A 24,007-nucleotide genomic window follows, 5' to 3' on the forward strand; every position below is an offset into this window, starting at 1 on the left:
GACGGCGGCAGCCGCGCCGTCCGGTCGGCGCTCAGCGCAGGCGGCGGGCTCCGGCGGACGGGGCGGCCTCCAGGAAACGCGGCTCGGCCCAGCCGCGTCGCGCGTAGGCCTCCGTCACCGCCTCGCGTACCCGTTCGGCGCGGGCGGCCGGCGCGAGGGCGATCACCGAGCCGCCGAAGCCCCCGCCGACCATGCGGGCGCCGCGGGCCCCCGCGCGTACCGACTCCTCGACCGCCACGTCGGCCTCCGGCCACGAGACCTCGAACTGGTCGCGCAGCGACAGGTGCGACGCCGTCAGCAGCGCCCCGACCTCCCCGACCACTCCCGCGCGCAGCAGGCCGACCGTGGCCTCCACGCGGTGGTTCTCGGTCACCACGTGCTGGGTACGGCGGCGCAGCACCGGGTCGCCGAGCCGGGACAGGGCCTCGCCCAGGTCGGTGACGTCCCGCAGGGCGGGCACCCCGAGCAGTTCGGCGGCCTTCTCACATGCCGCGCGGCGGTCGGCGTACCCGCCGTCCACCAGCTCGTGTTCGGCCCGCGTGTCGATGACCAGCAACGTCAGGCCGGTCAGGTCGAGCGGCGCCTGCGTCGACAGGCCGCTGCGGCAGTCGAGCATCAGCGCGTGGCCCTCGGTGCACAGCAGCGACGCCGACTGGTCCATGATCCCGCACGGCACGCCGACGAAGTCGTTCTCCGCGCGCTGGGCGATGCGGGCGAGCTCCGGCCGCGGCATCTCGACGCCGTACAGGTCGCACAGCGCCACTGCGACCGCGCACTCCAGCGCCGCCGAGGACGACAGGCCCGCGCCCTGCGGCAGGTCCGCGTCGACGAGCAGCGATGCGCCGCCGACCTGGTATCCGGCCTCGCGCAGCGACCACGCGACGCCGGCGGCGTACGCGGCCCAGCCGTCCACCGACCCCGGCGCCGGGTCCGTCACCTCGGCGGTCGCGGGCGACTGCAACGAGCGCAGCGCGAACACCCCGTCGTCACGCCGGGCGGCGGCCACCGTGACGCCCTGACGCAGCGCGAAGGGCAGCACCAGGCCGTCGTTGTAGTCGGTGTGCTCACCGATCAGGTTGACCCGGCCCGGTGCGTGCCAGACCCCGTCCGGCTCGCGCCCATAGGTCTCTCGGAAGCCCATTTCACCGCTCCTCGAATCGAGGAGCGATCATAGCGGCAGGCCGGCGGGGCCGGCGTGGCCCGCTCCGAGGTGACGCGCCCATTGACTCGGGCACTGACGGGGTCATCATCGAAGAAACTTCCATTGATAAGTGGGGGGCGGGCATGCCGGTCAGGTTGGCGGTGGCAGGGGCGGGCATCCGCGGCCGGAGCTATGCGCGCCACGCCGCGGCGGGCGGGCGCGCCCGGCTGGTCGCGGTGGCCGAGCCGGACGAGAGCCGCCGTACGGCCATCGCCGCCGAGCACGGCCTGCCACCCGAGAACGTCTTCACCGACTGGCGGGACCTCGCCGCCCGGCCCAGGCTCGCCGACGCGGTGATCGTCGCGACGCAGGACGCCCAGCACGTCGAGCCCGCGGTCGCCTTCGCCGATCTCGGCTACCACCTGCTGCTCGAGAAGCCGATGGCGCCCACCGAGGCCGGGTCGCGAAAGATCGCCGAGGCCGCCGAGCGGTCCGGCGTCATGCTCGCCGTCTGCCACGTCATGCGCTACTCCGCCTACACCCGCGCGCTCAAGGACCTGCTCGACCGGCGGCGGATCGGCGACGTGGTCAACGTCCAGCACCTGGAGCCGGTCGGCTGGTGGCACTTCGCCCACTCGTTCGTGCGCGGCAACTGGCGCAGCGAGAGCCTGTCCTCGCCGATGCTGCTCGCCAAGTGCTGCCACGACGTCGACTGGCTCGCCCACATCATCGGGCGGCCGGCGCGGCGCGTGTCCTCCTTCGGAAGCCTGACCCACTTCCGGCCGGAGAACCGCCCCGCCGGGGCCGCCGACCGCTGCCTGGACTGCGCGGTCGAGCCCGGCTGCCCGTACTCCGCCCCGCGCATCTACTTCCGCCTGGCCGGTGTCCCGGAGCGTGGAGACTGGCCGCACACCGCGCTCACCGCCGACACCTCGCCGGAGGGCGTACGCGAGGCGCTGCGCACCGGCCCGTACGGGCGCTGCGTGTACAGCGGGGACAACGACGTGGCCGACCAGCAGGTCGTCATGATCGAGTACGAGGGCGGCGTCACCGCCTCGCTCACCGTCACGGCGTTCACGCCCATGAGCTCCCGCCGCACCCGCGTCTTCGGCACACGAGGCGCCATCGAGGGCGACGGACACCGCCTGACGGTCCACGACTTCGTCACCGGGCGGCACGAGACCGTCGAGACCGGCGACGGCGAGGCGGTCCTCGACGGTGACCACGGCGACGCCGACCGGGCGCTGGTGAAGGCGTTCGTCGCGGCCCTCGCCGCCGGCGACCCGGCACCGCTGCTCACCGACGCGCGCGCCTCCCTCGACAGCCACCGGCTCGTCTGGGCCGCCGAGCGCGCGCGGCGTACGGGGACCGTCGTCACCATCCCCGAGCAGGCGCCCGAACCCGACGTCCCCCGATCGGAGTGACCATGAGCCCTGCACGCTGGGCCGCGGCGGGAGCGGCACTGGCCGTCCTCCTGGCCGGCGGCTGCTCGTCCGGATCGTCGGCGGACTCCTCCGGTCGCGGGCCGATCACCTGGGCCATGTTCAAGGAGCCGACCGGGGCGCTGACGAAGATCGTCGATGTGTGGAACCGCGCCCGGCCGCGCGAGAAGGTCAGGGTGGTCGAGCTGCCCGAGGCCGCCGACGCCCAGCGGCAGCAGCTCGTCCAGAACGCCCAGATCAAGTCCGACGCGTTCGACGTGGTCACGCTCGACGCCGTCTGGACCGCCGAGTTCGCCGCGAACCGCTGGGTCGAACCGATCGACACGAAGACGCTGCCCACCGGCGCTTTCCTCACGCCGTCGCTGCGCACCGGGGAGTACCGCGGCCGGCTGTACGCCGCGCCCTGGCTGACCGGCGCGGGACTGCTCTACTACCGCACCGACCTGCTGAAGAAGGCCGGCATCAGCCGGCCTCCGGTCACCTGGGGCGAGCTGACCGCCGACTGCGCCAAGGTCCGCAAGATCAAGGACATCGGCTGCTACGCCGGCCAGTACGACAAGTACGAGGGCCTCACCGTGAACTTCACCGAGGCGGTCGCCGGCGCCGGCGGCCAGGTGATCGACGCCTCGGGACGCCCGGCCCTCGGCACGCCCGAGGCGCTCAAGGGCCTGGAGTTCCTCGCGAACGGCTTCAAGGACGGCATGATCCCGCGTGCCGCCATCGGGTACCAGGAGGAGAACGGCCGCCGCGACTTCGAGGCCGGCAAGCTGCTGTTCCACCGCAACTGGGGCTATGTGTACTCCACCGCCGGCAAGAAGAACGGCACCAGCAAGGTGGTCGGCCGGTTCGGAGTGGCGCCGCTGCCCGGCCTGAACGGCCCGGGCACCTCCACCCTCGGCGGCAACAACCTCGCCGTGTCGGCCTTCTCCAGGCACCAGCGGACGGCCCTGGACTTCCTGGCGTACGCGACCGGGAAGGAGGCCGAGAAGAACTTCGGGCTCACGAGCGCCTACCCGATGTCCCTCACGGCGCTGTACTCCGACCCCGATCTGGTCAAGGCGCAGCCGTACCTGCCGACGATGCTGAGGTCGATCCAGGGCGCCCGGCCACGACCGCAGGTCGTCCGGTACGGCGACGTCACCGCGGCGATCCAGAAGGAGGCCTACGCCGCCCTGCACGGCGACGCGAGCCCCCAGCAGGCCCTGACACGGCTCCAGGCCGAGCTGGGCCCGCTGACTCGCTGACGAGCGTGATCAGGACCGGATGAACTCCCACGCGTCGGCCACCATCGCCCGCAGGTCGCGCTCGGGCTTCCAGCCCAGCCGGTCGGCGATCTTGGTGGAGGAGGCGATCAGCACGGCGGGGTCGCCGGGCCGCCGGGGGCTCTCGACCGCGGGGATCGGCTCGCCGGTGACCTCGCGGCAGACGTCGATGACCTCGCGCACGGAGTAGCCCGAGCCGCTGCCCAGGTTGAAGATCTCGTGTTCGCCGGGCGCGCAGGCGTCGAGGGCGAGCAGGTGCGCCACGGTCAGGTCCACGACGTGGATGTAGTCGCGGACGCAGGTGCCGTCGGCGGTCGGGTAGTCGGTGCCGAAGATCGAGACCGACTCGCGCCGCCCGAGGGGGACGGCCAGCACGTTGGGGATCAGGTGCGTCTCGACGGTGTGCCGCTCGCCGTACGTGCCGTACGCCCCGGCGACGTTGAAGTAGCGCAGGCTGACCCCGCCGATCCCGTACATGCGGGCGTACTCGGCGAGGGTCGTGTCGATGGCGAGCTTGGACGCGCCGTACGGGTTGGTCGGCCGGGTGGGGTCGGTCTCGAGGATCGGAGTGCGCTCCGGCTCGCCGTACGTCGCCGCCGTGGAGGAGAAGACGATGCGCGGGGTCCGGTGCGCGCGCATGGCGTCGAGCAGGGCGAGCGACTCGCCAAGGTTCTTGTCCCAGTACAGGCCGGGCTTTTCCACCGACTCGCCCACCAGCGACTTGGCCGCGAAGTGAAGGACGCCGTCGAAGCCCTCGGACAGCACGTCGCCGGCCGCCTCACGGAGCGTCGCGCGGACCAGCGGAACGCCTTCCGGAACGGCGTCGGCGTGCCCGGTGGAGCAGTCGTCCAGCACGACGACCTCGTGCCCGGCCTCCAGCAGTTTCGCCGCGACGACACTGCCGATGTAGCCGGCGCCCCCCGTGACGAGAAGCTTCATCAGGACCTCCGGTAATCAGATGCGGGTACGCTTACAGGCCTAGTCTTTCCGACAACCCACCAGGACATGGACGCCCCACATAGACACTGGCGTCTCCCATGACGGGGACGCTCGCGAGCGCCGCCATCGTCTTGGCGCTCATTCTGATCGAGGCGCTGTTCGTCGCGTCCGAGATCGCTCTTGTCTCACTCCGCGACAGCCAGGTCCGCCGGATCGGCGAGCGTGGTCGCCGCGGCGTCGCCGTGGCCCGGCTGGTCAGCGACCCCAACCGATTCCTGGCGGTCGTGCAGATCGGCGTCACGCTGACGGCCCTGCTGTCCTCGGCGTACGGCGCCGTGACCCTGTCCGACACCGCCAAGAAGGCCCTGGTCGAGCACACCGGGATGTCCGAAGGGCTCGCGGGCTTCGTGGGGGTCGTCGGAGTCACGCTGATCATCTCCTACGTCACGCTGGTCATCGGCGAGCTGGCGCCCAAACGCCTGGCCCTCCAGCGGGCCGAGGGCGCGGCGCTGCTCGTCGGACCGTTCCTCGACCGTATGGCATTCGTCTCGCGCCCGGTCATCTGGCTGCTGTCCAAGTCCACCAACCTCGTGGTGCGGATGCTCGGCGGCGACCCGGCGACCTCCCGCGAGAAGATCACCGCCGAGGAGGTGCGCGCGCTGGTGGCGGGCACCACCGAGATCGCCCCGGACGAGCGGAACCTGATCGAGGAGGTGTTCGCGGCCGGCGAGCGCCAGCTGCGCGAGGTGCTGGTGCCGCGTACCGAGGTGGAGTTCCTCGACGCCACCACGCCGCTGTGCAAGGCGGCCCAGATCGCGGCCGGCAGCCCGCACTCGCGCTACCCGGTCTACCGCGAGTCCCACGACGATGTCGTCGGGTTCGTGCACGTCCGTGACCTGCTCGACCCGCAGCAGTCCGGCCTCACGACCCCCGTCGGCGACGTCGTACGGCCCGTGCTCTACCTGCCGGCCGGCAAGCGCGTGCTGGCCGTGCTGTCGGAGATGCGGCGCGAGGGCCACCACCTGGCGATCGTCGTGGACGAGTACGGCGGCACGGCCGGGATCGTGACCCTGGAGGACCTCGTCGAGGAGCTGATCGGCGACATCCGCGACGAGTACGACGTCGAGGACGCCCAGGCGCGGCGGCTGCACGGCGGCGCGCTGGACGTCGACGGCCTGCTGAACATCGACGACTTCGCCGACGAAACCGGCGTTGAGCTGCCCGAAGGCCCGTACGAGACGGTCGCCGGCTACCTCATGGCCGTTCTCGGTCATCTGCCCCAGGTAGGGGAGATGACCATGGTCGGCGGGCATCGTCTCTCTGTCACCGAGGTGGACGGGAGGCGGGTCGCACGGGTGCGCGTCACACCGCCACCGGTCGCCGAGCCGGTCCCTGAGCCGGAGCCCGACGAGTCCTGAGAGAATTCACCTATGCCCACCGAGCCGAATCCGCCGACGACCCGGCCGGACGGCGTGCGTCCGCGCGTCCTGTCCGGCATCCAGCCGACCGCTGACTCGTTCCACCTCGGCAACTACCTCGGCGCGCTGCGCCAGTGGGTCGCCCTGCAGGACACGCACGACGCGTTCTACTGCGTCGTCGACCTGCACGCGATCACGGTCCCGTACGACCCGGAGGTGCTGCGGCGGCGCACGCGGGTGGCGGCCGCGCAGCTGTTCGCGATCGGGATCGACCCCGAGCGCAGCACGCTGTTCGTGCAGAGCCACGTGCGCGAGCACGCCGAGCTGGCGTGGGTCCTCGGCTGCCTGACCGGGTTCGGCGAGGCGAGCCGGATGACGCAGTTCAAGGACAAGTCGGCCAAGCAGGGCACCTCCGCGACCTCGGTCGGCCTGTTCACCTACCCGGTGCTCCAAGCCGCCGACATCCTGCTCTACCAGGCCGACCAGGTGCCGGTGGGCGAGGACCAGCGGCAGCACCTGGAGCTGACCCGCACGCTCGCGCAGCGCTTCAACCACCGGTTCGGCGAGACGTTCGTGACGCCGGAGGCCTACATCCCCGAGGCCACCGCGAAGATCACCGACCTGCAGGAGCCGACGGCCAAGATGAGCAAGTCCTCATCGTCGCCGCAGGGCATCCTCGACCTGCTCGACGACCCGGGCCCGCTGCGCAAGAAGGTGATGCGCGCGGTGACCGACACGGGCACCGAGATCGTCGCCGACGAAGAGAACAAACCCGGCGTTACTAACCTTTTGCGCATTTACTCCGCGTTGAGCGAGACGCCGATCCCGGACCTGGAGAGCCGGTACGCGGGTCAGGGGTACGGCGCGCTGAAGAAGGACCTCGCCCAGGCGGTGCTCGACACCTTCACGCCCATTCGCGAGCGCACCGAAAAGCTCCTCGCCGACGAAGAACAGCTCGATCGCCTGCTGGCCCGCGGTGCCGACCGCGCGAGCGCGGTCGCCCGGCAGACCATGGACGCCGTTCGCGATCGGGTCGGGTTCCTGGGCCGTGCCTGACCCGGCGGAGCGGACCATCGGGGTGGCCATCCCGATACCCCACCCGTACGGCCGGGAGCTCCAGCGGTCGCGTGAGTCCTTCGGCGATCCGCTCGCCCGCTCGATCCCGACGCACATCACGCTGGTGCCACCCCTGCGCATCGCCTCGACGGCGCTGGAGGGGATCGAGGAGCACCTGCGCGCGGTGGCGGCGGGGGAGCGGCCGTTCCGGATCATGCTGCGGGGTACGGGAACGTTCCGCCCGGTCTCGCCGGTGGTCTTCGTCGCGCTGGCCACCGGCATCAGCGAGTGCGAGCACCTGGAGCTGCGCGTACGCCGCGGCCCGCTCGACCACACGCTGAACTTCCCCTACCACCCGCACGTCACGGTCGCCCACCACCTGTCCGACGACCTGCTCGACCGGGCCTTCAAGGAGCTGTCCGAATACCAGGCGGAGTTTCCGGTCCGGGGATTCTCGCTTTACGAGCACGGCGTCGACGGCGTCTGGCGACCACGGCGCGACTTCGCGTTCGGCGCCGCCGGTTCGGGATGATTCCGAAGTCGGGTTTCGGCTTTTTGCATTTTTGTGCCCTGCCGGGGTAGTCCGTCGAGATGACGGCGGTCCTGGACAGCGTGCGCCGGTGGGCCACCGCGGGCGAGGATGCCGTGAAGCGCGTGCTGCGCCGGGCGCGCGCCCGCTGGCGGACGGTCGACCACCTCGGCCGCGCCTACATCCGGTACCGCGACCAGCGCGGCGACCGGATGGCCGCCGCGCTCACCTTCTACGGCTTCCTGTCGTTCTTTCCGCTGGTCGCCCTGGCGTTCGCCGTCACCGGTTACGTCGTGGCGATCAGCCCGCACGCGCGCGACGCCGTCGCCAAGGCGCTCGACCAGCTCCTGCCCGGGCTGTCCCACCGGCTGCCGGTCGAGCAGATCGCCGCGGCCAAGGCGGGCGCGAGCGTGTTCGCCCTGCTCGGGCTCGCCTGGAGCGGTCTCGGCTGGATCGGGGTCTGGCGCGAGTCGCTGCGCACGATCTGGCAGGGCGCCGAGAGCGAGGGCAACCCGGTCGTCAACCGGCTGCGCGACCTCGGCGTGCTGTTCCTGCTCGGCCTGGTGCTGCTCGCCTCGGTGATCCTCTCCTCCACGGCCTCCTCGACCACGCACGCCGTCCTCGGCTGGTTCGGCCTCACGGACGTGACCGGTGCCGGCATCATCCTGCGGGTCATCGCCCTGGCCGTCGCGGTCGTCGCCGACGGCGTGATCTTCTTCATCCTGTTCACCACGCTCGCCGGTACCAGGGCGTCCTGGCGTCACCTGTTGCGCGGATGCCTGTTCGGCGCCATCGGGTTCGAGGCGCTCAAGATCGTTGGTGCGCTGTTCATCGCCCACACCATGCGCAACCCGGTGTACGCCTCCTTCGCCGTGATCGTCGGGCTGCTGGTGTGGATCAACCTCGCCTCGCGGTTCATCCTGTTCGCCGCCGCGTGGACGGCGACCCGCCGGGTGATCCTCGCGGTGGACGCCAAGCCCTCCGAGGAAGAGGGCAAGGACGAGGACGAGAAGGACGACAAGGACAAGGACGACGGCGGGGACACCTGACGGTCAGGGGCGCGCGGGTTCGTCGCCGTGCGGCTTGTCGCCGTCGGGAGGTTCGAACGGCCCGCGGTGGCTCCGGCCGTCGACCACGGTGTCCTCCGCGTCGTCCCGCACCGTGTCCTCGGCCCGGTCCTCGGCCGTCGCACCGTTGGAGGCGGCGTCGGCGACCGTGTCCTCGCCGGACGGTGTCCCCGGCTCGTCGGCCGGACCGTTCTGCGTCGGGTTCGGCACCGTCGACCACGAGTCCGGGCGTGGGCGGTCGCCCGGGTTCAGGGGCGCACCGGCCACCTTCACGTCGCCGGGCGGCGTGCGCCGGGTGCGCGGCGGGTTCGCGTCCGGGCTCTCGGGTGCTGCCCAGGCGCCGTCGCCCGCGTCGTGCGGCGGCGCGTCGTCCGCGGACGGTGTGTACGGGTCCGGCCCGGCCGCGGCGGGACGGCGTCGGCGCCGCAGGCCCAGCGTCAGGCCGGCGATGATCGCGACGGCCGCGCCCACGGGCAGACCGATCTTCCACCAGTCGAGGTCGCCGGAGGACGTGGTCCGTCCGCCGGCCGCCTGCTTGTGCGCGACCGCCTTCGGCGTGGGCTTGGCGGGCGGCGGGATCGGGTCCACGAGGGTGCCGACCGGCTCGGCCTTGTCACGCTCGGCGAAGCCCCAGTCGAGCAGGGCGCGGGCGTCGGGCCAGAAGTCGGACTGGGCGTGCATGAGGGAGATGATGATCGTGTGCCCGTTACGCCGGGCGGCGCCGACGAAGCTGCCCAGCGCGTGGCTCGTCCAGCCGTTCTTGCCGCCGATCATGCCGCGGTAGCGGTTGCCGACCAGGAGATGGTCGTGCGTGCCGATCTCCCAGCCGCCGGTCTTCTTGCCCTTCTTGCGCTCCTCCTTGGTCGGCGGCGCCGGCCAGTGGTAGGTCGTCGCCTTCACGTACTTGATGAAGTCCGGCAGGGTGAGTCCCTGCTTCATGATCAACGCCAGGTCGTACGCGGAGCTGTGCTGCTGCGCCAGGGTGAGCGGCGGGTCGTCGTCGAGGCCGTTGGGCGTACGGGCCACCGTGTCGTTCGCCCGGATCCGCTTCGCCTCGGCGTTCATCGCCGCGAGTGTCGTCTTCATCCCGCCGCCGGCCTCGGCCAGGGCGATGGCGGCGTCGTTGCCGGACTGCATCAGCAGGCCGTGGAACAGCTGGTCGACCGTGTAGGACATCTTCGTGTCCAGGCCGACCGCCGAGCCGGACGCGTTGACGGCGGCCAACGAGGGCTGGACCTTCTTCTTCGGGTCGAGCCGGGGGATCAGCGTGATGGCGGTGAGCGTCTTCAGCGTGCTCGCCGGGCGATAGTGGCCGTGCGGGTTCTTGGCCGCCAGCACGCGACCGGTCTCCAGGTCCGCGATGACGTACGAGGACGCCTCGATATGCGGCGGCTCCGGCACGCTCTTGTCCCGTATGTACCCGTGGCTCGCCAGCCTGTCGCCGCCGACGGTGTCCCCGGCGGGAGGAGCGGCGGCGGGCACGGCGCCTGCGGGTGCGGCACCGGCGGGAACCGCGAACCCGCACAGACACCCCGCAGTGCCACAGAGAGCGAACAAAGAGACGACTTTTCTCATGGCGGCCCATCACTAGACGACCGGTACTTGAGTGACCACTTCGGTCTACCCGCGATAATGGTGCCTGATGAACATCTCTCGGCGCGCATCAGGATTTGTACTTGGTCTTGCCGCATTCATGATCTTTGAATGGCTCATGCTCGCGAAGAATCTGGGTAGCGGCCCGGGCCGGCCCACGGCGTACTACGTCGTGCACGGGATCCTGGTATGTGTGAACATCGTGCTGGCGGTCATCCTCGGCGTCATCAGCTGGCGTGCGTGGGCCTCCCCGCGGCGCGGACAACACCAGGAACCGGAGCGGCGAGCCGACGAGCGAGTGGAGCGGCCGGTGAGGGACGAGCCGTCCGCGTAGCGAGTGAGGAGGCGAGCGCGACCATGAGCAGGGAGAGGCGAGCCCGACCATGGAGACGAGTGGAAGGGTGAGGGGCATGGATTCGGAGTCGGGACTGCCGATCCAACCGGTCTACGGCCCGGGAGCGCCGGCCGGCTGGGATCCCGCGACCGCGTTGGGCGAGCCGGGCGGATTCCCCTACACCCGTGGCGTCTACCCCACGATGTACACCAGCCGCCCGTGGACGATGCGCCAGTACGCCGGGTTCGGCACGGCGGCCGAGTCCAACCGGCGCTACCACCAGCTGATCGAGGCCGGCACCGCCGGCCTGTCGGTCGCCTTCGACCTGCCCACCCAGATGGGCTACGACTCCGACGCGAAGATGGCGTACGGCGAGGTCGGCAAGGTCGGCGTCGCGATCGACTCCATCGAGGACATGCGCCTGCTGTTCGACGGCATCCCGCTCGACCGGGTGTCGACGTCGATGACCATCAACGCGCCCGCGGCGGTGCTCCTGCTGCTCTACCAGCTCGTCGCCGAGGAGCAGGGCGTCTCCGGCGACCGGCTCACCGGCACGATCCAGAACGACATCCTCAAGGAGTACATCGCCCGGGGCACCTACATCTTCCCGCCCAAGCCGAGCCTGCGGATGGTCGCCGACACCTTCCGCTACTGCCGCGACGAGATCCCGCGCTGGAACACCATCTCGATCTCCGGCTACCACATGGCCGAGGCGGGTGCGACGCCCGTACAGGAGATCGCCTTCACGCTGGCCAACGCCAAGGAGTACGTCCGCGCGGCGGTCGAGTCCGGCCTCGACGTCGACTCCTTCGCGCCCCGGCTGTCGTTCTTCTTCGTGGCCCGCACCACGCTGCTGGAAGAGGTCGCCAAGTTCCGCGCGGCCCGCCGTATCTGGGCGCACATCATGCATGATGAGTTCGGCGCGAAGAACCCCAAGTCGCAGATGCTGCGCTTCCACACCCAGACGGCCGGCGTCCAGCTCACGGCGCAGCAGCCCGAGGTCAACATGGTGCGCGTCGCGATCCAGGCGCTCGGCGCGGTCCTGGGCGGCACCCAGTCGCTGCACACCAACTCCTACGACGAGGCCATCGCGCTGCCCACCGAGAAGGCGGCGCGGCTCGCCCTGCGCACCCAGCAGGTGATCGCGAACGAGTCCGACCTGACGAGGACCGTCGACCCGTTCGCGGGCTCGTACGCCGTCGAGTCGATGACCGACGACATCGAAGAGGCGACCCGGGCGCTGATCGACCAGGTCGAGGAGCTCGGCGGCGCCGTGAACGCGATCGAGAAGGGCTTCCAGAAGGCCGAGATCGAACGCTCCGCCTACCGCACCGCGCTGGAGATCGACAACGGCGAGCGCGTCGTGGTCGGGGTCAACAAGTTCCGCATCGAGGACGACGAGCCGTACGAACCGCTCCGCGTCGACCCGGCGATCGGCGAGGCGCAGGCCGCCAAGCTGGCCAAGCTGCGCGAGGAGCGCGACGGCGCGGAGGTGAGCCGGCGGCTCGACGAGCTGCGCGCGCTCGCCGAGAAGGAGGGCGCGCAGGCCGAGGGCGGCGACCTGTCCGCCGGCCACGCCAACCTCCTGTATCCGCTGCGCGAGGCCCTGCGTGCCCGTGCCACGGTCGGCGAGGTGTGCGACGCTCTGCGCGACGTCTGGGGCGTGTACGTTCCGCCGGACGCGTACTGATTCCGGAGCGGCGAGCCGACGAGCGAGCGGAGCGGCCGGTGAGGGACGAGCCGTCCGCGTAGCGAGTGAGGAGGCGAGCGCGACCATGAACAGGGAGCGGCGAGCCGACGAGCGAGCGGAGCGGCCGGTGAGGGACGAGCCGTCCGCGTAGCGAGTGAGGAGGCGAGCGCGACCATGAACAGGGAGCGGCGAGCGCGACCATCGAATACTGGAGGCGGGAATGGCCGAGACGGCCTGGCAGGCGAACATCGACGGCTTCGAGCAGGCGGCACGGTCCATGATCGCGCTGGCGGGTGAACTGAGCCCGGCCGACTGGGACCGCCCGACGGAGTGTCCGGGCTGGTCGGTCAAGGATCAGTACTCCCATATTCTGGGAGTCGAACGCTGGCTGCTCGGCGACGCCGACGACGGTGAGGTCCGCACCACGGCCAACACCGGCCTCGATGTCGAGGCACGCCGCGCCGACCCGCCGGGTGAGATCCTCGGCGACCTGCGCGACGTCATCGAGCGCCGCGTCGCCCAGCTGCGCTCCGGAGCGGTCGACCTGGGCGAGGTCATCACGACTCCGTTCGGGGCGTCCATGCCCTACGGCGACTTCATGCGTCACCGCGCCTTCGACGTGTGGATGCACGAGCAGGACGTGCGCCGGGCGGTCGGGCGGCCGGGCAACCTCGACGGGCTCGCGGCGGACTGCTCGCGGCTGATCCTCGAACGCTCCCTGCCGTACGTGGTCGGCAAGCGCGCGGCGGCCGAACCCGGGCAGGCCGTGGTGGTCGAGACGCCGGAGCACCGCTGGTGCGTCGTCGTCGGCGACGACCGGCGGGCGCGGTTCCACGACGACGGTGTCGATCCGACCGTACGGCTGCGCATGGAGTGGGAGACGTTCTTCCGGCTCGGCGGTGGCCGCGTGACGGGCGACGCGGCCGACGTGGAGGTCAGTGGCGACCCCGATCTGGCGCGCCGCGTGCTGGCGGGCATGGCGATCACGCCCTGACCTGATCAATTTGATCATTAGTAGGGATTGCGCGTAGCCGAAACGGGTGGCGGCGATGAGCGGACGGGTGCTCAGCTTGAGTCAACCGCTCATCGCGGGGCAAAGACGTCGGGAGGCCGGGCGCCATCGGCGGCATCATGGTCACCTGATCCGGCGTGGGGCGCGGTCGCTGCCGCGCGTCGGACGTCCTGGCCGGATTGTGCCACGTACGCGGCATTAACCTGCAAGGATTGAGATCGGAGGTTGGCCGTGGCCATCGAGTTCAACGCATCACGAGGGGCGACTCTCGGCGTCGAGTGGGAGCTTCAGCTCGTCGACGCCGAGACCATGCGCCTGCGCCAGGACGCGCGTGAGGTGCTGGCCGCGCTGCCCGGCCCCAGCGATGCGCGGGAGAACCCGAAAATCCGGCACGAGCTCATGGAGTCGACCGTCGAGATCGTCACCGGCATCTGCGACACGGTCTCGGAGGCCCGCGCAGACCTCGCCGCGACAATCGCCGACCTGCGGTCCGTGACCGACCCGCGGGGCACCGCGCTCGCCTGCACCGGCACCCACCCGATCAGCGACTGGCGCGACGCCGTCATGGCACCGGTCCAGCGCTACGCCGAGCTCGTCGAGCAGATGCAGTGGCTCGCGCGGCGCATCCAGACCTACGGCGTGCACGTCCACGTCGGCGTCCGCTCCCCGGAGAAGGCCGTGCCGATGGTGAACGCGCTGTCGGCCTACCTGCCGCACTTCCTCGCGCTGACCGCCTCCAGCCCCTTCTGGAGCGGCCACGACACCGGCCTCGCCTCGAGCCGGGCGATCGTGTTCGGCCAGCTCCCCACGGCCGGGCCGCCGCACCTGCTCGCCGACTGGGGCGAGTTCGAGGACTACATGGACACGCTGCTGCGGGCCGGCACGATCCGCAGCATCAAAGAGGTGTGGTGGGACATCCGCCCGCATCCGGACTTCGGCACCATCGAGATCCGGATGTTCGACGGCATCCCGACCCTTCGCGAGGTCGGCATGGCGGCGGCGCTCTGCCAGTCGCTCGTCGAGCTCTTCGACCACCAGCTCGACCGGGGCTACACCCTGCCGAGTCCGGCCACCTGGGTCGTACGCGACAACAAGTGGCGTGCGACGAGGTACGGCCTGGACGCCATCGTCATCACCGACGACCAGGGCACGACGGCCCCGCTCCGCGACGAGCTGTACGAACTGGTGCACGAGCTGGAGCCCATCGCGGACCGGCTCGGCTGCGCCGAAGACCTGAAGGTCGTCTCGGAGGTGCTCGACCACGGCGCTCCGTACGAGCGTCAGCGCGGCATCATCGCCGCCGGCGGCTCGCTCGAGGACGTCGTCGGCGCCGGCATCACAGAGTTCCGGGAGGACAGATTCGTGAATCCACGGGAGGTGACACATGCGGGGATCTGAACTCCGCGGCGGTGAGCCCACGGACGGGCCTGGGACGGGAGGGTTGCGGGCGCAGCTCGACTCCTACCTCACCGGTCAGGAAGACCGGCTGATCGCCTTCCGGCGCGACATCCACATGCACCCCGAGCTCGGCTACGCCGAGCACCGCACGACCGCCCGCATCGCGGAGGAGCTGACCGCGGCCGGGCTGCACCCGGTGCCGCTCCCCAAGGGCACCGGCCTGATCTGCGAGGTCGGCTGCGGCGACGGGCCGGTCGTGGCCCTGCGCGCCGACATCGACGCGCTGCCCCTGCCGGACGAGAAGGACGTCCCCTACCGCTCGACGGTGCCGGGCGTCACGCACGCCTGCGGACACGACGTCCACACCACCGTCATGCTGGGCGTGGCGCAGTTCTTCGCCCAGCAGGCGAAGGCCGGCCAGCTGCCCGGCCGCGTGCGCCTGATCTTCCAGCCGGCCGAGGAGAACCCCGGCGGCGCCCTCGACGTCATGGCGGCCGGCGGCATCGCCGGCGTCGACCGGATCTTCGCCCTCCACTGCGACCCGCGCGTGGAGGTCGGGCAGGTCGGCCTGCGGGTGGGCCCGATCACCGCGGCGTGTGACAAGGTCACGGTCCGCGTCACCGGCCCGGGCGGGCACACCGCGCGCCCCCACCTGACCGCCGACCTCGTGTACGCCCTGGCGAAGATCGTCACGGAGCTTCCGGCCGCGTTCTCCCGGCGGGTCGATCCCCGCTCCAGCCTCAGCCTCGTGTGGGGGCGGGTGTCGGCGGGCTCGGTCGCCAACGCGATTCCGGACGAGGGCATCGCGCAGGGCACCGTGCGCTGCTTCGACGACGAGGCGTGGCACGCGGCACCCGACCTGATGAAGGCGCTTCTGGACTCCGTCGCGAGCGCGTACGACGTGAAGTCCGAGCTCGACTACGTCCGTGGTGTTCCGCCGACGATCAACGAGAGGTCGACCGTCGATCTCCTCCGCCAGGCCGCGAAGAGCGCCCTCGGCGAGGACAGCGTGGTGCCGACGCCGCAGAGTCTCGCCGGTGAGGACTTCGCCTGGTACCTGGAGTCGATTCCGGGGGCGCTCGCCCGGCTCGGCGTCGCCCCGCCCGGTATGGCCGGGGCCTACGACCTGCACCGTGGGACGTTCGACGTGGACGAGCGCTGCATCGCGAACGGCGTGCGGTTCATGGCCGCCGCGGCGTTGCTGGCGCTCGGCGAGGCCCACAACAGCGCTGTCGAGCCGGAGGCCGTCGAGAGCGCCGCGACCGTATGACGCCGGTCCTGCGGCGCGCCGACGAGAACGCGCCGCAGGTGACCGTCGGCGACTCACGGTTCTCCGCTCGTGGCGAGGCAGGCGCCCGGACGGCGCTCATAGGCCCTGACCTGTGACGATGCGCTTTCGCCTTGATAACGGACACGTTGCGACACGGTAGGTTTGTTTCGTCCGGTCCCCGGGGCCCAATAGGGTCCAAAAGATTCGTGCCAGTGGCACATTTCGGGCGGGGCTGGGACAAACGGAGGAGCTACCTTGCGCCGTGGAGTGAAGATAGTCGCCATCGCGGCGAGCGCGGTCATGGCGCTCAGCGCCGCCGGCTGTGGCGGGAAGAAGGCGACCACCGGTGGCGGCGGTGGCGACGGCAAGAAGACCCTGAAGGTCGGCCTCGCCTACGACGTCGGCGGGCGGGGTGACAAGTCGTTCAACGACGCCGCGTACGCCGGCCTGCAGAAGGTCCAGAAGGAGCTGAAGCTCGACGTCAAGGACCTCGAGGCCAAAGAGGGCGAGAGCGACAACGACAAGATCCAGCGGCTCGAGCTGCTGGCCAAGTCGGGTTACAACCCGGTCGTCGCGGTCGGCTTCGTGTACGCCACGGCCCTCGGCAAGGTCGCTCCGAAGTACCCGAACACCAAGTTCGCGATCGTCGACGACGACACCATCCAGCAGCCGAACGTGACCGACCTGCTCTTCGCCGAGCAGGAGGGCTCCTACCTCGTGGGTGCGGCGGCGGCCAAGAAGTCCCAGACCGGCAACATCGGCTTCATCGGCGGCGTGCAGACCCCGCTGATCAAGAAGTTCGAGGCCGGGTACGTCGCGGGCGCCAAGAAGATCAACCCGAAGATCAAGGTCCAGATCAAGTACATCTCCCAGCCGCCGGACTTCAGCGGCTTCAAGGACCCGGCCAAGGGGAAGACGATCGCCCAGGGCATGTACGACCAGGGCGCCGACGTGGTCTACGCCTCGGCGGGCCTGTCAGGCACCGGCTCCCTCGAGGCGGCGACGGCCGCGAAGAAGTGGTTCATCGGCGTCGACTCCGACCAGTGGCAGACGGCGTCGGCGGCCGAGAAGCCGTACGTGCTGACCTCGATGCTCAAGCGCGTGGACACCGCGGTGTTCAACTTCGTCAAGAGCGTCGGCGACGGCACCGTCCAGAAGGGCGACGTCCGCTTCAGCCTCAAGAACGACGGCATCGACTACTCCACGTCCAACCCGCAGGCGCTGGGCGACATGACGACCACGCTGAACGACCTCAAGCAGCAGATCATCTCCGGAAAGATCACGCCGCCCGAGAAGTGACGGCGTTCAGTGTTCGGGCCCGGGAGGCCGGCCGACTCGGTCGCTCTCCCGGGCTCACTGGCGTAGGAGCAGCCCATGTCCACCACTGAGCCGGCGGTCGAGCTGCACGGCATCACCAAACGTTTTCCCGGTGTCGTGGCCAACCACGACATCGACATCGAGGTCGCGGCGGGCACGGTGCACGCGATCGTCGGGGAGAACGGCGCGGGCAAGTCCACCCTGATGAAGATCCTCTACGGCATGCAGCGGCCGGACGAGGGGACGATCAAGGTGGCCGGCGTGGAGGTCGCCCTCCACAGCCCGTCCGACGCCATCGCCCGCGGCATCGGCATGGTGCACCAGCACTTCATGCTCGCCGACAACCTCAGCGTGCTGGAGAACGTCGTCCTCGGCGCGGAGAAACTCCACGGCATCGGCGGGAGGGCTCGGCGGCGGATCAGGGAGATCTCCGACCAGTACGGCCTCGGCGTCGAGCCCGACCGCCTCGTGGAGCAGCTCGGCGTCGGCGCCCGCCAGCGCGTCGAGATCCTCAAGGTGCTCTACCGCGGCGCGAAGATCCTCATCCTCGACGAGCCCACCGCGGTCCTGGTGCCGCAGGAGGTCGAGGAGCTGTTCGGCAACCTGCGTGAGCTCAAGCGTGAGGGACTCACCGTCATCTTCATCTCGCACAAGCTGGATGAGGTGCTGTCGGTGGCCGACACGATCACGGTGATCCGGCGGGGCACCACCGTCGACACCGTACGGCCCGGCGACGTCACCGCCCGGCAGCTCGCCGAGCTCATGGTCGGCAGCGAACTGCCCGTGCCGGAGCTGCGCGAGTCGACCGTGACCGACGTCCCCGTCCTGACCATGGACGGCGTGACCGTACGCGACGCCACCGGCCGCGCGGTCGTCGACGACGTCTCCCTGACCATTCACGAGGGCGAGATCCTCGGCATCGCCGGAGTCGAGGGCAACGGCCAGGCGGAGCTGGTCGAGGCGATCATGGGCATGCTGTCCCTCGACGCCGGCGTCATCCGGCTCGGCGACACCGAGCTGACCGGCATGGCCACCCGGCGGCGCCGCGAGGCCGGCATCGGCTTCATCCCCGAGGACCGGCACCGGCACGGCCTGCTGCTGGAGTCCCCGCTGTGGGAGAACCGCATCCTCGGCCACCAGACCCAGCCGCCCAACGTCAAGGGCGTGCTGATCGACCGGCAGGGCTCCCGGAGCGACACCGAGCGGATCGTTCGCGAATACGACGTACGGACGCCGAACATCGACGTCACCGCCGCCTCGCTGTCCGGCGGCAACCAGCAGAAACTGATCGTCGGCCGGGAGATGTCGAACGACCCCAAGCTGCTCATCGCCGCCCACCCGACACGCGGCGTCGACGTGGGCGCGCAGTCGGCGATCTGGGACCACCTGCGGCACGCGAGAGCCGAGGGCCTCGCGGTGCTGCTCATCTCGGCCGACCTCGACGAGCTGATCGGCATGTCCGACACGCTGCGGGTGATCCTGCGCGGCCGGCTCGTCGGCGAGGCCGATCCCGCCACCATCACACCGGACCAGCTCGGCTCCCTCATGACCGGCGCCGGAGAGGGGAGCGCCGCGTGATCTACCGCCTGTTCGCGAGGTCCTGGACCCGCACCCTCGTCGCGGCGTTCGTCGCGCTCGTCTTCTCGATCGCCCTCACCTCGATCGTGCTGTCGATCAGCGGGTTCAACCCGCCGTCGACGTTTCAGGCGATGTTCGAGTTCGGCAAGGAGCCGGACAGCATCGTCAACACGCTGAACAAGGCGTCGAGCTACTACCTGTCCGCGCTCGCCGTGGCGGTCGGGTTCCGGATGAACCTGTTCAACATCGGCGTCGACGGGCAGTACCGGCTGGCCGCGATGCTCGCCGCCGCGGCGGGCGGCGCGTGGAACCTGCCCGTCGTGCTCCACCAGATCGTCATCGTCGCCGTCGCGGTGCTGGTCGGCGGCCTCTGGGCGGCCGTTCCCGCCCTGCTGAAGGTGACCCGCGGGGTGAGCGAGGTCATCTCGACGATCATGTTGAACTTCATCGCCACCGGCATCATCGCCTACCTGCTGAATCCCGGCCGACTCGCGGTGCAGCTCGGCCCGAACAACATCGGCACCAAGACGATCTCCCACTCCGGGCGGGTACCCGGCACCCCCTTCCCCGGCACCGACCTGAAGCTTTACAGCCTCCTGGTGCTCGCCGTCCTGGCCGGCATCGGCTTCTGGTTCATGATCAACCGCACGAGGTTCGGCTTCGACCTGCGGGCGACCGGTCTGTCTCAGAGCGCGGCCGTGGCCAGCGGTGTCGACGCCCGGCGCATGGTCGTCATGGCCATGGTCATCTCCGGCGCGATCGCGGGCCTGATCGGCATGCCGCAGCTGCTCGGCGAGTCCTACACCTACTCCCTGAACTTCCCGACCGGCATCGGGCTCACCGGGATCGGCATCGCGCTGCTCGGCCGCAACGGCCCGGTCGGCATCGCGTTCGCGTCACTGCTGTGGGCGTTCCTGGACGTGTCATCGCAGATCCTGGACTTCAACGACATTCCCAAGGAGATCGTGGCGATCACCCAGGCCGCGGTGCTCCTGTCGGTGGTCGTCGTCTACGAGGTCGTCAACCGGGTCGGCCAGCGCATCGACCAGCGGCATGTCGCCGCCCAGCTCGGAGAGGTCGCCGCATGATCGAGCAGGAGATCCGGACTCCGGCGCCGGACACCGGCGACCGCGAGCGGCGCCGTACGCGGATACTGGTCGTCGGCGGGGGCATCTTCGTCGCGCTGATCCTGCTGCGGCTGATCACCGGCGAGTCCGACATCACCTCCAGCGGCACCATGGGCGCGACCCTGGCCCTCGCGGTGCCGATCGGCATGGCCGCGCTCGGCGGCATGTGGTCCGAACGCTCCGGCGTCATCAACATCGGCCTCGAAGGCATGATGACCTTCGGCACCTGGGGCGCTGCCTTCGCGTCGTACTTCAGCGGCAACCCGTGGCTCGGGCTGCTCGGTGGCATCGTCGCCGGAGCCGTCGGCGGGCTGCTGCACGCGGTCGCGACGGTGACGTTCGGCGTCGACCACATCGTGTCCGGCGTCGCGATCAACATCCTCGCGCCCGGCGTGACGCGATACCTGTCGGACCTGCTGTTCACCGACGAGAAGGGCGGCGGGGCGACCCAGTCGCCGCCGCTGCCGAGCTTTCCGACGTGGAGCGTGCCCGGGGTCGGCAAGCCGCTCGGCTCGCTGGAGAAGCACCACTGGATCCTCGTCTCGGACCTGGCGGGCCTGGTCCGCGGTGTGCTGACGAACCTCTCGCCGATCACGCTGGTCGGCATCCTCCTCGTGCCGGTGTCGTACTACCTGCTCTGGCGGACCGCGTTCGGGTTGCGGCTGCGCTCCTGCGGGGAGAATCCGGTCGCCGCCGAGTCGCTCGGCGTGAAGGTCTACCGGATGAAGTACTCCGCCGTGGTCATCTCGGGCGCGCTCGCCGGTATCGGCGGGGTGTTCCTGGCCATGGTGGCGTCCTCGAACTACCAGGAGGGGCAGGTCAACGGCCGCGGCTACATCGGCCTCGCCGCGATGATCTTCGGCAACTGGCGGCCGGGCATGGTCGCCGGCGGCGCCGGCCTGTTCGGGTACACCGACGCGCTGCAGCTGCGCGGCGGCGCCGGCGCGGTGCACGCCATGCTGTTGCTGATCGGCATCGGGCTGCTGGCGCTGGCGGTCTGGCGTGGGTACCGGCGACGGGTCCTCGCGGCGGTGATCTCGACCGTGGTCGCCGTCGGCGTGCTCGTGTGGTTCTTCCTGACCGACGCGCTGCCGCGGGAGATCGTCACGTACAGCCCGCACATCACGACGCTGCTCGTCCTCGCGTTCGCCGCGCAACGGCTGCGGATGCCCGCCGCCGACGGCATGCGTTATCGACGAGGCGGAGGACACTGATGGCCGACATCGACTGGCCCGCGCTGCGGGAGGCGGCCCGCGCGGCCATGGCCCGCGCGTACGCGCCGTACTCCGGCTATCCGGTCGGCGCCGCGGGCCTGACCGACGACGGCCGGATCGTGACCGGCTGCAACGTGGAGAACGCCTCGTACGGGGTGGGGCTCTGCGCGGAGTGCGGCCTGGTCTCGGCGCTGCACGGCACCGGCGGCGGGCGCCTCGTCGCGGTCTCGGTGGTCGAGGGCCACGGCGACCCGGTGATGCCCTGCGGGCGCTGCCGCCAGCTGCTGTGGGAGCACGGCGGGCCGTCGATGCTGCTGGAGACCACACGCGGCGTACGGCCGATGAGCGAGGTACTGCCGGACGCGTTCGGTCCTGACGACCTGGAGAAATGACTATGAGTACGGAGCGGCGAGCCGACGAGCGAGCGGAGTGGTCGGCGAGGGACGAGCTGGCCGCGGAGCGAGTGAGGAGGGGAGCGCGACCATGAGCGCGGAGCGGCGAGCCGACGAGCGAGCGGAGTGGTCGGCGAGGGAGGAGTCGGCCGCGGAGCGAGTGAGGAGGGGAGCGCGACCATGAGCGCGGAGCGGCGAGCCGACGAGCGAGCGGAGTGGTCGGCGAGGGAGGAGTCGGCCGCGGAGCGAGTGAGGAGGGGAGCGCGACCATGAAGTTCGACGCGGTCGACGTCATCCGCACCAAGCGCGACGGCGGTTCGCTGAGCCCGGAGCAGATCGACTGGGCGGTCGCCGCGTACACCCGCGGTGAGATCGCCGAGGAGCAGATGGCCGCTCTGGCCATGGCGATCCTGCTGCGGGGGATGACCCGGGCCGAGGTCGCGCGGTGGACCGAGGCGATGATCCGCTCAGGCGAGCGGATGGACTGGTCCCGGCTCGACCGGCCGACCACCGACAAGCACTCCACCGGCGGCGTCGGCGACAAGATCACGCTCCCGCTGGCGCCGACGGTCGCCGCCTGCGGCGCGGCCGTCCCGCAGCTGTCCGGACGCGGCCTGGGCCACACCGGCGGAACGCTCGACAAGCTGGAGTCGATCCCGGGCTGGCGGGCGTCGCTGTCGAACGAGGAGATGCTGGGCGTTCTGGGCAAGGCGGGAGCGGTGGTGTGCGCCGCCGGCTCGGGCCTGGCCCCGGCCGACCGCAAGCTGTACGCCCTGCGCGACGTCACCGGCACGGTCGAGTCGATCCCGCTGATCGCCAGCTCGATCATGTCCAAGAAGATCGCCGAGGGCACGGGCGCGCTGGTGCTGGACGTGAAGGCGGGCTCGGGCGCGTTCATGAAGAACGTCGGCGACGCGCGCGAACTGGCCCGGACCATGGTCGGTATCGGCAGCGACCACGGCGTGAACACGGTGGCCCTGCTGACCGCGATGGACACTCCGCTCGGCCTCGCCGTCGGCAACGCGGTGGAGGTGGCGGAGTCGGTGGAGGTCCTGGGCGGCGGCGGCCCGGCGGACGTGGTCGAACTGACCGTGGCGCTGGCCCGCGAGATGCTCGCGGCGGCCGGCCTGACCGGCGCGAAGGACCCGGCCGAGGCCCTGCGCGACGGCTCGGCGATGGACGTCTGGCGTTCGATGATCAGCGCCCAGGGCGGCGACCCGGACGCCGCGCTGCCGGTCGCGAACGAGACCTGTCAGGTGACGGCCCCGGCGACGGGCGTCCTGACCCGGCTGGACGCGTACGGAGTGGGCGTGGCGGCGTGGCGCCTGGGCGCCGGCCGCGCCCGCAAGGAGGACCCGGTGTCGCACGCGGCGGGCATCACGTTGCACGCGAAGCCGGGCGACCGCGTCCGCGAGGGCGAGCCGCTGCTGACCCTGCACGCGGACACGGCCGACCGCTTCGGCCGGGCTTTGGAGGCGTTGGAGGGCGCGTACGAGGTCGGCGAGGCGTTCACCCCGCCCCCACTGATCATCGACCGCATCGCTTGAGAACCTGAGCGCGCCCCCGCCCCGTCGCGGTATCGATCTGGAGAATGCTCAGGTGACCCGTTTCCGCGTCGCCGCATACGTGATCAGACACCGCTCCGTCTCCGAACTCCTGGTCTTCGACCACGTCGGCCTGCCGCAGGCGGGCACCCAGGTGCCCGCGGGCGGTGTCCGTCCGGGTGAGGAGCTGGAGCAAGCCGTATTGCGCGAGGTCGCCGAGGAGACCGGCCTGCTCACCACCTCGGTGATCAGGCCGATCCTCGTGGAGGACAAGCCCCATCCCGACACTCATCAGCCGCGCCGGACCACCTACTTCCACCTTCGGGCGCCCGCGGACACGGCCGACGCATGGCAGCACACCGTCGGCGGCGGTGGAGACGACGCCGGTCTGACGTTCGCCTGCCGTTTCCTGCCACTGCCGCTCGAACGACCGCTGACGGACGATCAGGACGCATGGCTGGGTCATATCGATCCCCGGTGGAGGACCCCGACCGGCGACCGTCGATAACTTGTGGATAACTCCGCCCTCCGGACCGCTGTGGCGGGGGACAAGGCACTCCACAGTCTGTGGATAACTTGTCGCGCGGGAGAGCGGCCGAGGATGCGGGATACGGCCGTTCAGCCTGGTGGTCAGGGCTTTCGCGTGGCTTTCCCCAGGGCTTCGGTAATCAACAGGCTGCGCTG

The 24,007-nt window shown here is 70.7% G+C and carries 21 protein-coding genes; 18 read left to right on the forward strand and 3 right to left on the reverse strand.

Annotated features, from left to right (window positions below; translation table 11 throughout):
• Positions 1-31: 31 nt before the first annotated feature.
• Entirely contained in the window at positions 32-1,141 is a 1,110-nt protein-coding gene (gene galK / locus OG417_RS06290) for a galactokinase (RefSeq protein ID WP_329251042.1), read from the reverse strand.
• A gap of 143 nt (positions 1,142-1,284) precedes the next feature.
• On the opposite strand from galK, the gene OG417_RS06295 reads away from it, so the two are divergent.
• Both OG417_RS06295 and OG417_RS06300 read left to right on the forward strand, forming a co-directional pair.
• Complete coding sequence (locus OG417_RS06295) at positions 1,285-2,565, forward strand: Gfo/Idh/MocA family protein (protein ID WP_329251045.1); 1,281 nt, start codon at positions 1,285-1,287, stop codon at positions 2,563-2,565.
• A 2-nt stretch (positions 2,566-2,567) separates the two neighbouring features.
• Positions 2,568-3,827, forward strand: a complete 1,260-nt coding sequence (locus tag OG417_RS06300; RefSeq protein WP_329251047.1) for an ABC transporter substrate-binding protein — start codon at positions 2,568-2,570, stop codon at positions 3,825-3,827.
• Between the two features lie 9 nt (positions 3,828-3,836).
• Here the strand turns inward: OG417_RS06300 and galE are convergent, their stop codons facing one another.
• Entirely contained in the window at positions 3,837-4,784 is a 948-nt protein-coding gene (galE, locus tag OG417_RS06305) for a UDP-glucose 4-epimerase GalE (RefSeq protein ID WP_329251050.1), read from the reverse strand.
• A gap of 98 nt (positions 4,785-4,882) precedes the next feature.
• Here galE and OG417_RS06310 point away from each other — a divergent pair, with 98 nt between their 5' ends.
• Genes OG417_RS06310 through OG417_RS06325 form a run of 4 tightly spaced genes read left to right on the forward strand, consistent with a single transcriptional unit; the run spans position 4,883 to position 8,836 of the window.
• Entirely contained in the window at positions 4,883-6,202 is a 1,320-nt protein-coding gene (locus OG417_RS06310) for a hemolysin family protein (protein WP_329251053.1), read from the forward strand.
• Between the two features lie 12 nt (positions 6,203-6,214).
• The gene (gene trpS / locus OG417_RS06315) at positions 6,215-7,258 is read left to right on the forward strand and encodes a tryptophan--tRNA ligase (protein WP_329251056.1); all 1,044 of its coding nucleotides are present in this window, start codon (positions 6,215-6,217) and stop codon (positions 7,256-7,258) included.
• The gene (locus OG417_RS06320) at positions 7,251-7,790 is read left to right on the forward strand and encodes a 2'-5' RNA ligase family protein (protein ID WP_329251059.1); all 540 of its coding nucleotides are present in this window, start codon (positions 7,251-7,253) and stop codon (positions 7,788-7,790) included. The genes trpS and OG417_RS06320 overlap by 8 nt, the downstream gene beginning before the upstream one ends.
• Positions 7,791-7,849: 59 nt before the next feature.
• On the forward strand, positions 7,850-8,836 hold the full coding sequence (locus OG417_RS06325; RefSeq protein WP_329251061.1) for a YihY/virulence factor BrkB family protein: 987 nt from the start codon (positions 7,850-7,852) through the stop codon (positions 8,834-8,836).
• A 3-nt stretch (positions 8,837-8,839) separates the two neighbouring features.
• Here the strand turns inward: OG417_RS06325 and OG417_RS06330 are convergent, their stop codons facing one another.
• Complete coding sequence (locus tag OG417_RS06330) at positions 8,840-10,336, reverse strand: D-alanyl-D-alanine carboxypeptidase (protein ID WP_329251064.1); 1,497 nt, start codon at positions 10,334-10,336, stop codon at positions 8,840-8,842.
• A 160-nt stretch (positions 10,337-10,496) separates the two neighbouring features.
• Here OG417_RS06330 and OG417_RS06335 point away from each other — a divergent pair, with 160 nt between their 5' ends.
• From OG417_RS06335 to OG417_RS06390, 12 genes are all read left to right on the forward strand, one after another.
• Complete coding sequence (locus tag OG417_RS06335; RefSeq protein ID WP_442875659.1) at positions 10,497-10,781, forward strand: SCO4848 family membrane protein; 285 nt, start codon at positions 10,497-10,499, stop codon at positions 10,779-10,781.
• A gap of 76 nt (positions 10,782-10,857) precedes the next feature.
• The gene (locus OG417_RS06340; RefSeq protein ID WP_329251069.1) at positions 10,858-12,471 is read left to right on the forward strand and encodes an acyl-CoA mutase large subunit family protein; all 1,614 of its coding nucleotides are present in this window, start codon (positions 10,858-10,860) and stop codon (positions 12,469-12,471) included.
• A gap of 220 nt (positions 12,472-12,691) precedes the next feature.
• Positions 12,692-13,465, forward strand: a complete 774-nt coding sequence (locus OG417_RS06345; RefSeq protein ID WP_329251072.1) for a maleylpyruvate isomerase family mycothiol-dependent enzyme — start codon at positions 12,692-12,694, stop codon at positions 13,463-13,465.
• 249 nt (positions 13,466-13,714) lie between these two features.
• On the forward strand, positions 13,715-14,881 hold the full coding sequence (locus OG417_RS06350; protein WP_329251075.1) for a glutamate--cysteine ligase: 1,167 nt from the start codon (positions 13,715-13,717) through the stop codon (positions 14,879-14,881).
• Positions 14,868-16,151, forward strand: coding sequence for an amidohydrolase (locus tag OG417_RS06355; RefSeq protein WP_329251078.1), 1,284 nt, complete (start codon positions 14,868-14,870; stop codon positions 16,149-16,151). The genes OG417_RS06350 and OG417_RS06355 overlap by 14 nt, the downstream gene beginning before the upstream one ends.
• A gap of 255 nt (positions 16,152-16,406) precedes the next feature.
• Positions 16,407-17,450: a BMP family lipoprotein gene (locus OG417_RS06360; protein WP_329251081.1), complete on the forward strand. Its 1,044-nt coding sequence runs from the start codon at positions 16,407-16,409 to the stop codon at positions 17,448-17,450.
• Between the two features lie 75 nt (positions 17,451-17,525).
• Positions 17,526-19,046, forward strand: a complete 1,521-nt coding sequence (locus tag OG417_RS06365) for an ABC transporter ATP-binding protein (protein ID WP_329251084.1) — start codon at positions 17,526-17,528, stop codon at positions 19,044-19,046.
• The gene (locus tag OG417_RS06370; RefSeq protein ID WP_329251087.1) at positions 19,043-20,134 is read left to right on the forward strand and encodes an ABC transporter permease; all 1,092 of its coding nucleotides are present in this window, start codon (positions 19,043-19,045) and stop codon (positions 20,132-20,134) included. Before OG417_RS06365 ends, OG417_RS06370 begins: the two co-directional genes overlap by 4 nt.
• Positions 20,131-21,387 (forward strand): ABC transporter permease, encoded by a 1,257-nt coding sequence (locus OG417_RS06375; protein WP_329251090.1) that lies wholly within the window; start codon positions 20,131-20,133, stop codon positions 21,385-21,387. Before OG417_RS06370 ends, OG417_RS06375 begins: the two co-directional genes overlap by 4 nt.
• Positions 21,387-21,779: a cytidine deaminase gene (locus OG417_RS06380; RefSeq protein ID WP_329251093.1), complete on the forward strand. Its 393-nt coding sequence runs from the start codon at positions 21,387-21,389 to the stop codon at positions 21,777-21,779. The genes OG417_RS06375 and OG417_RS06380 overlap by 1 nt, the downstream gene beginning before the upstream one ends.
• A gap of 269 nt (positions 21,780-22,048) precedes the next feature.
• Positions 22,049-23,326, forward strand: coding sequence for a thymidine phosphorylase (locus tag OG417_RS06385; RefSeq protein WP_329251096.1), 1,278 nt, complete (start codon positions 22,049-22,051; stop codon positions 23,324-23,326).
• A 52-nt stretch (positions 23,327-23,378) separates the two neighbouring features.
• Positions 23,379-23,831 carry an NUDIX hydrolase gene (locus OG417_RS06390; protein ID WP_329251099.1) on the forward strand — a complete coding sequence of 151 codons (453 nt, stop codon included), beginning with the start codon at positions 23,379-23,381 and terminating at the stop codon, positions 23,829-23,831.
• Positions 23,832-24,007 lie beyond the last annotated feature (176 nt).

This window comes from Actinoallomurus sp. NBC_01490, from assembly GCF_036227085.1.
In the GTDB taxonomy this organism is placed as follows: Bacteria; Actinomycetota; Actinomycetes; order Streptosporangiales; family Streptosporangiaceae; genus Actinoallomurus; species Actinoallomurus oryzae.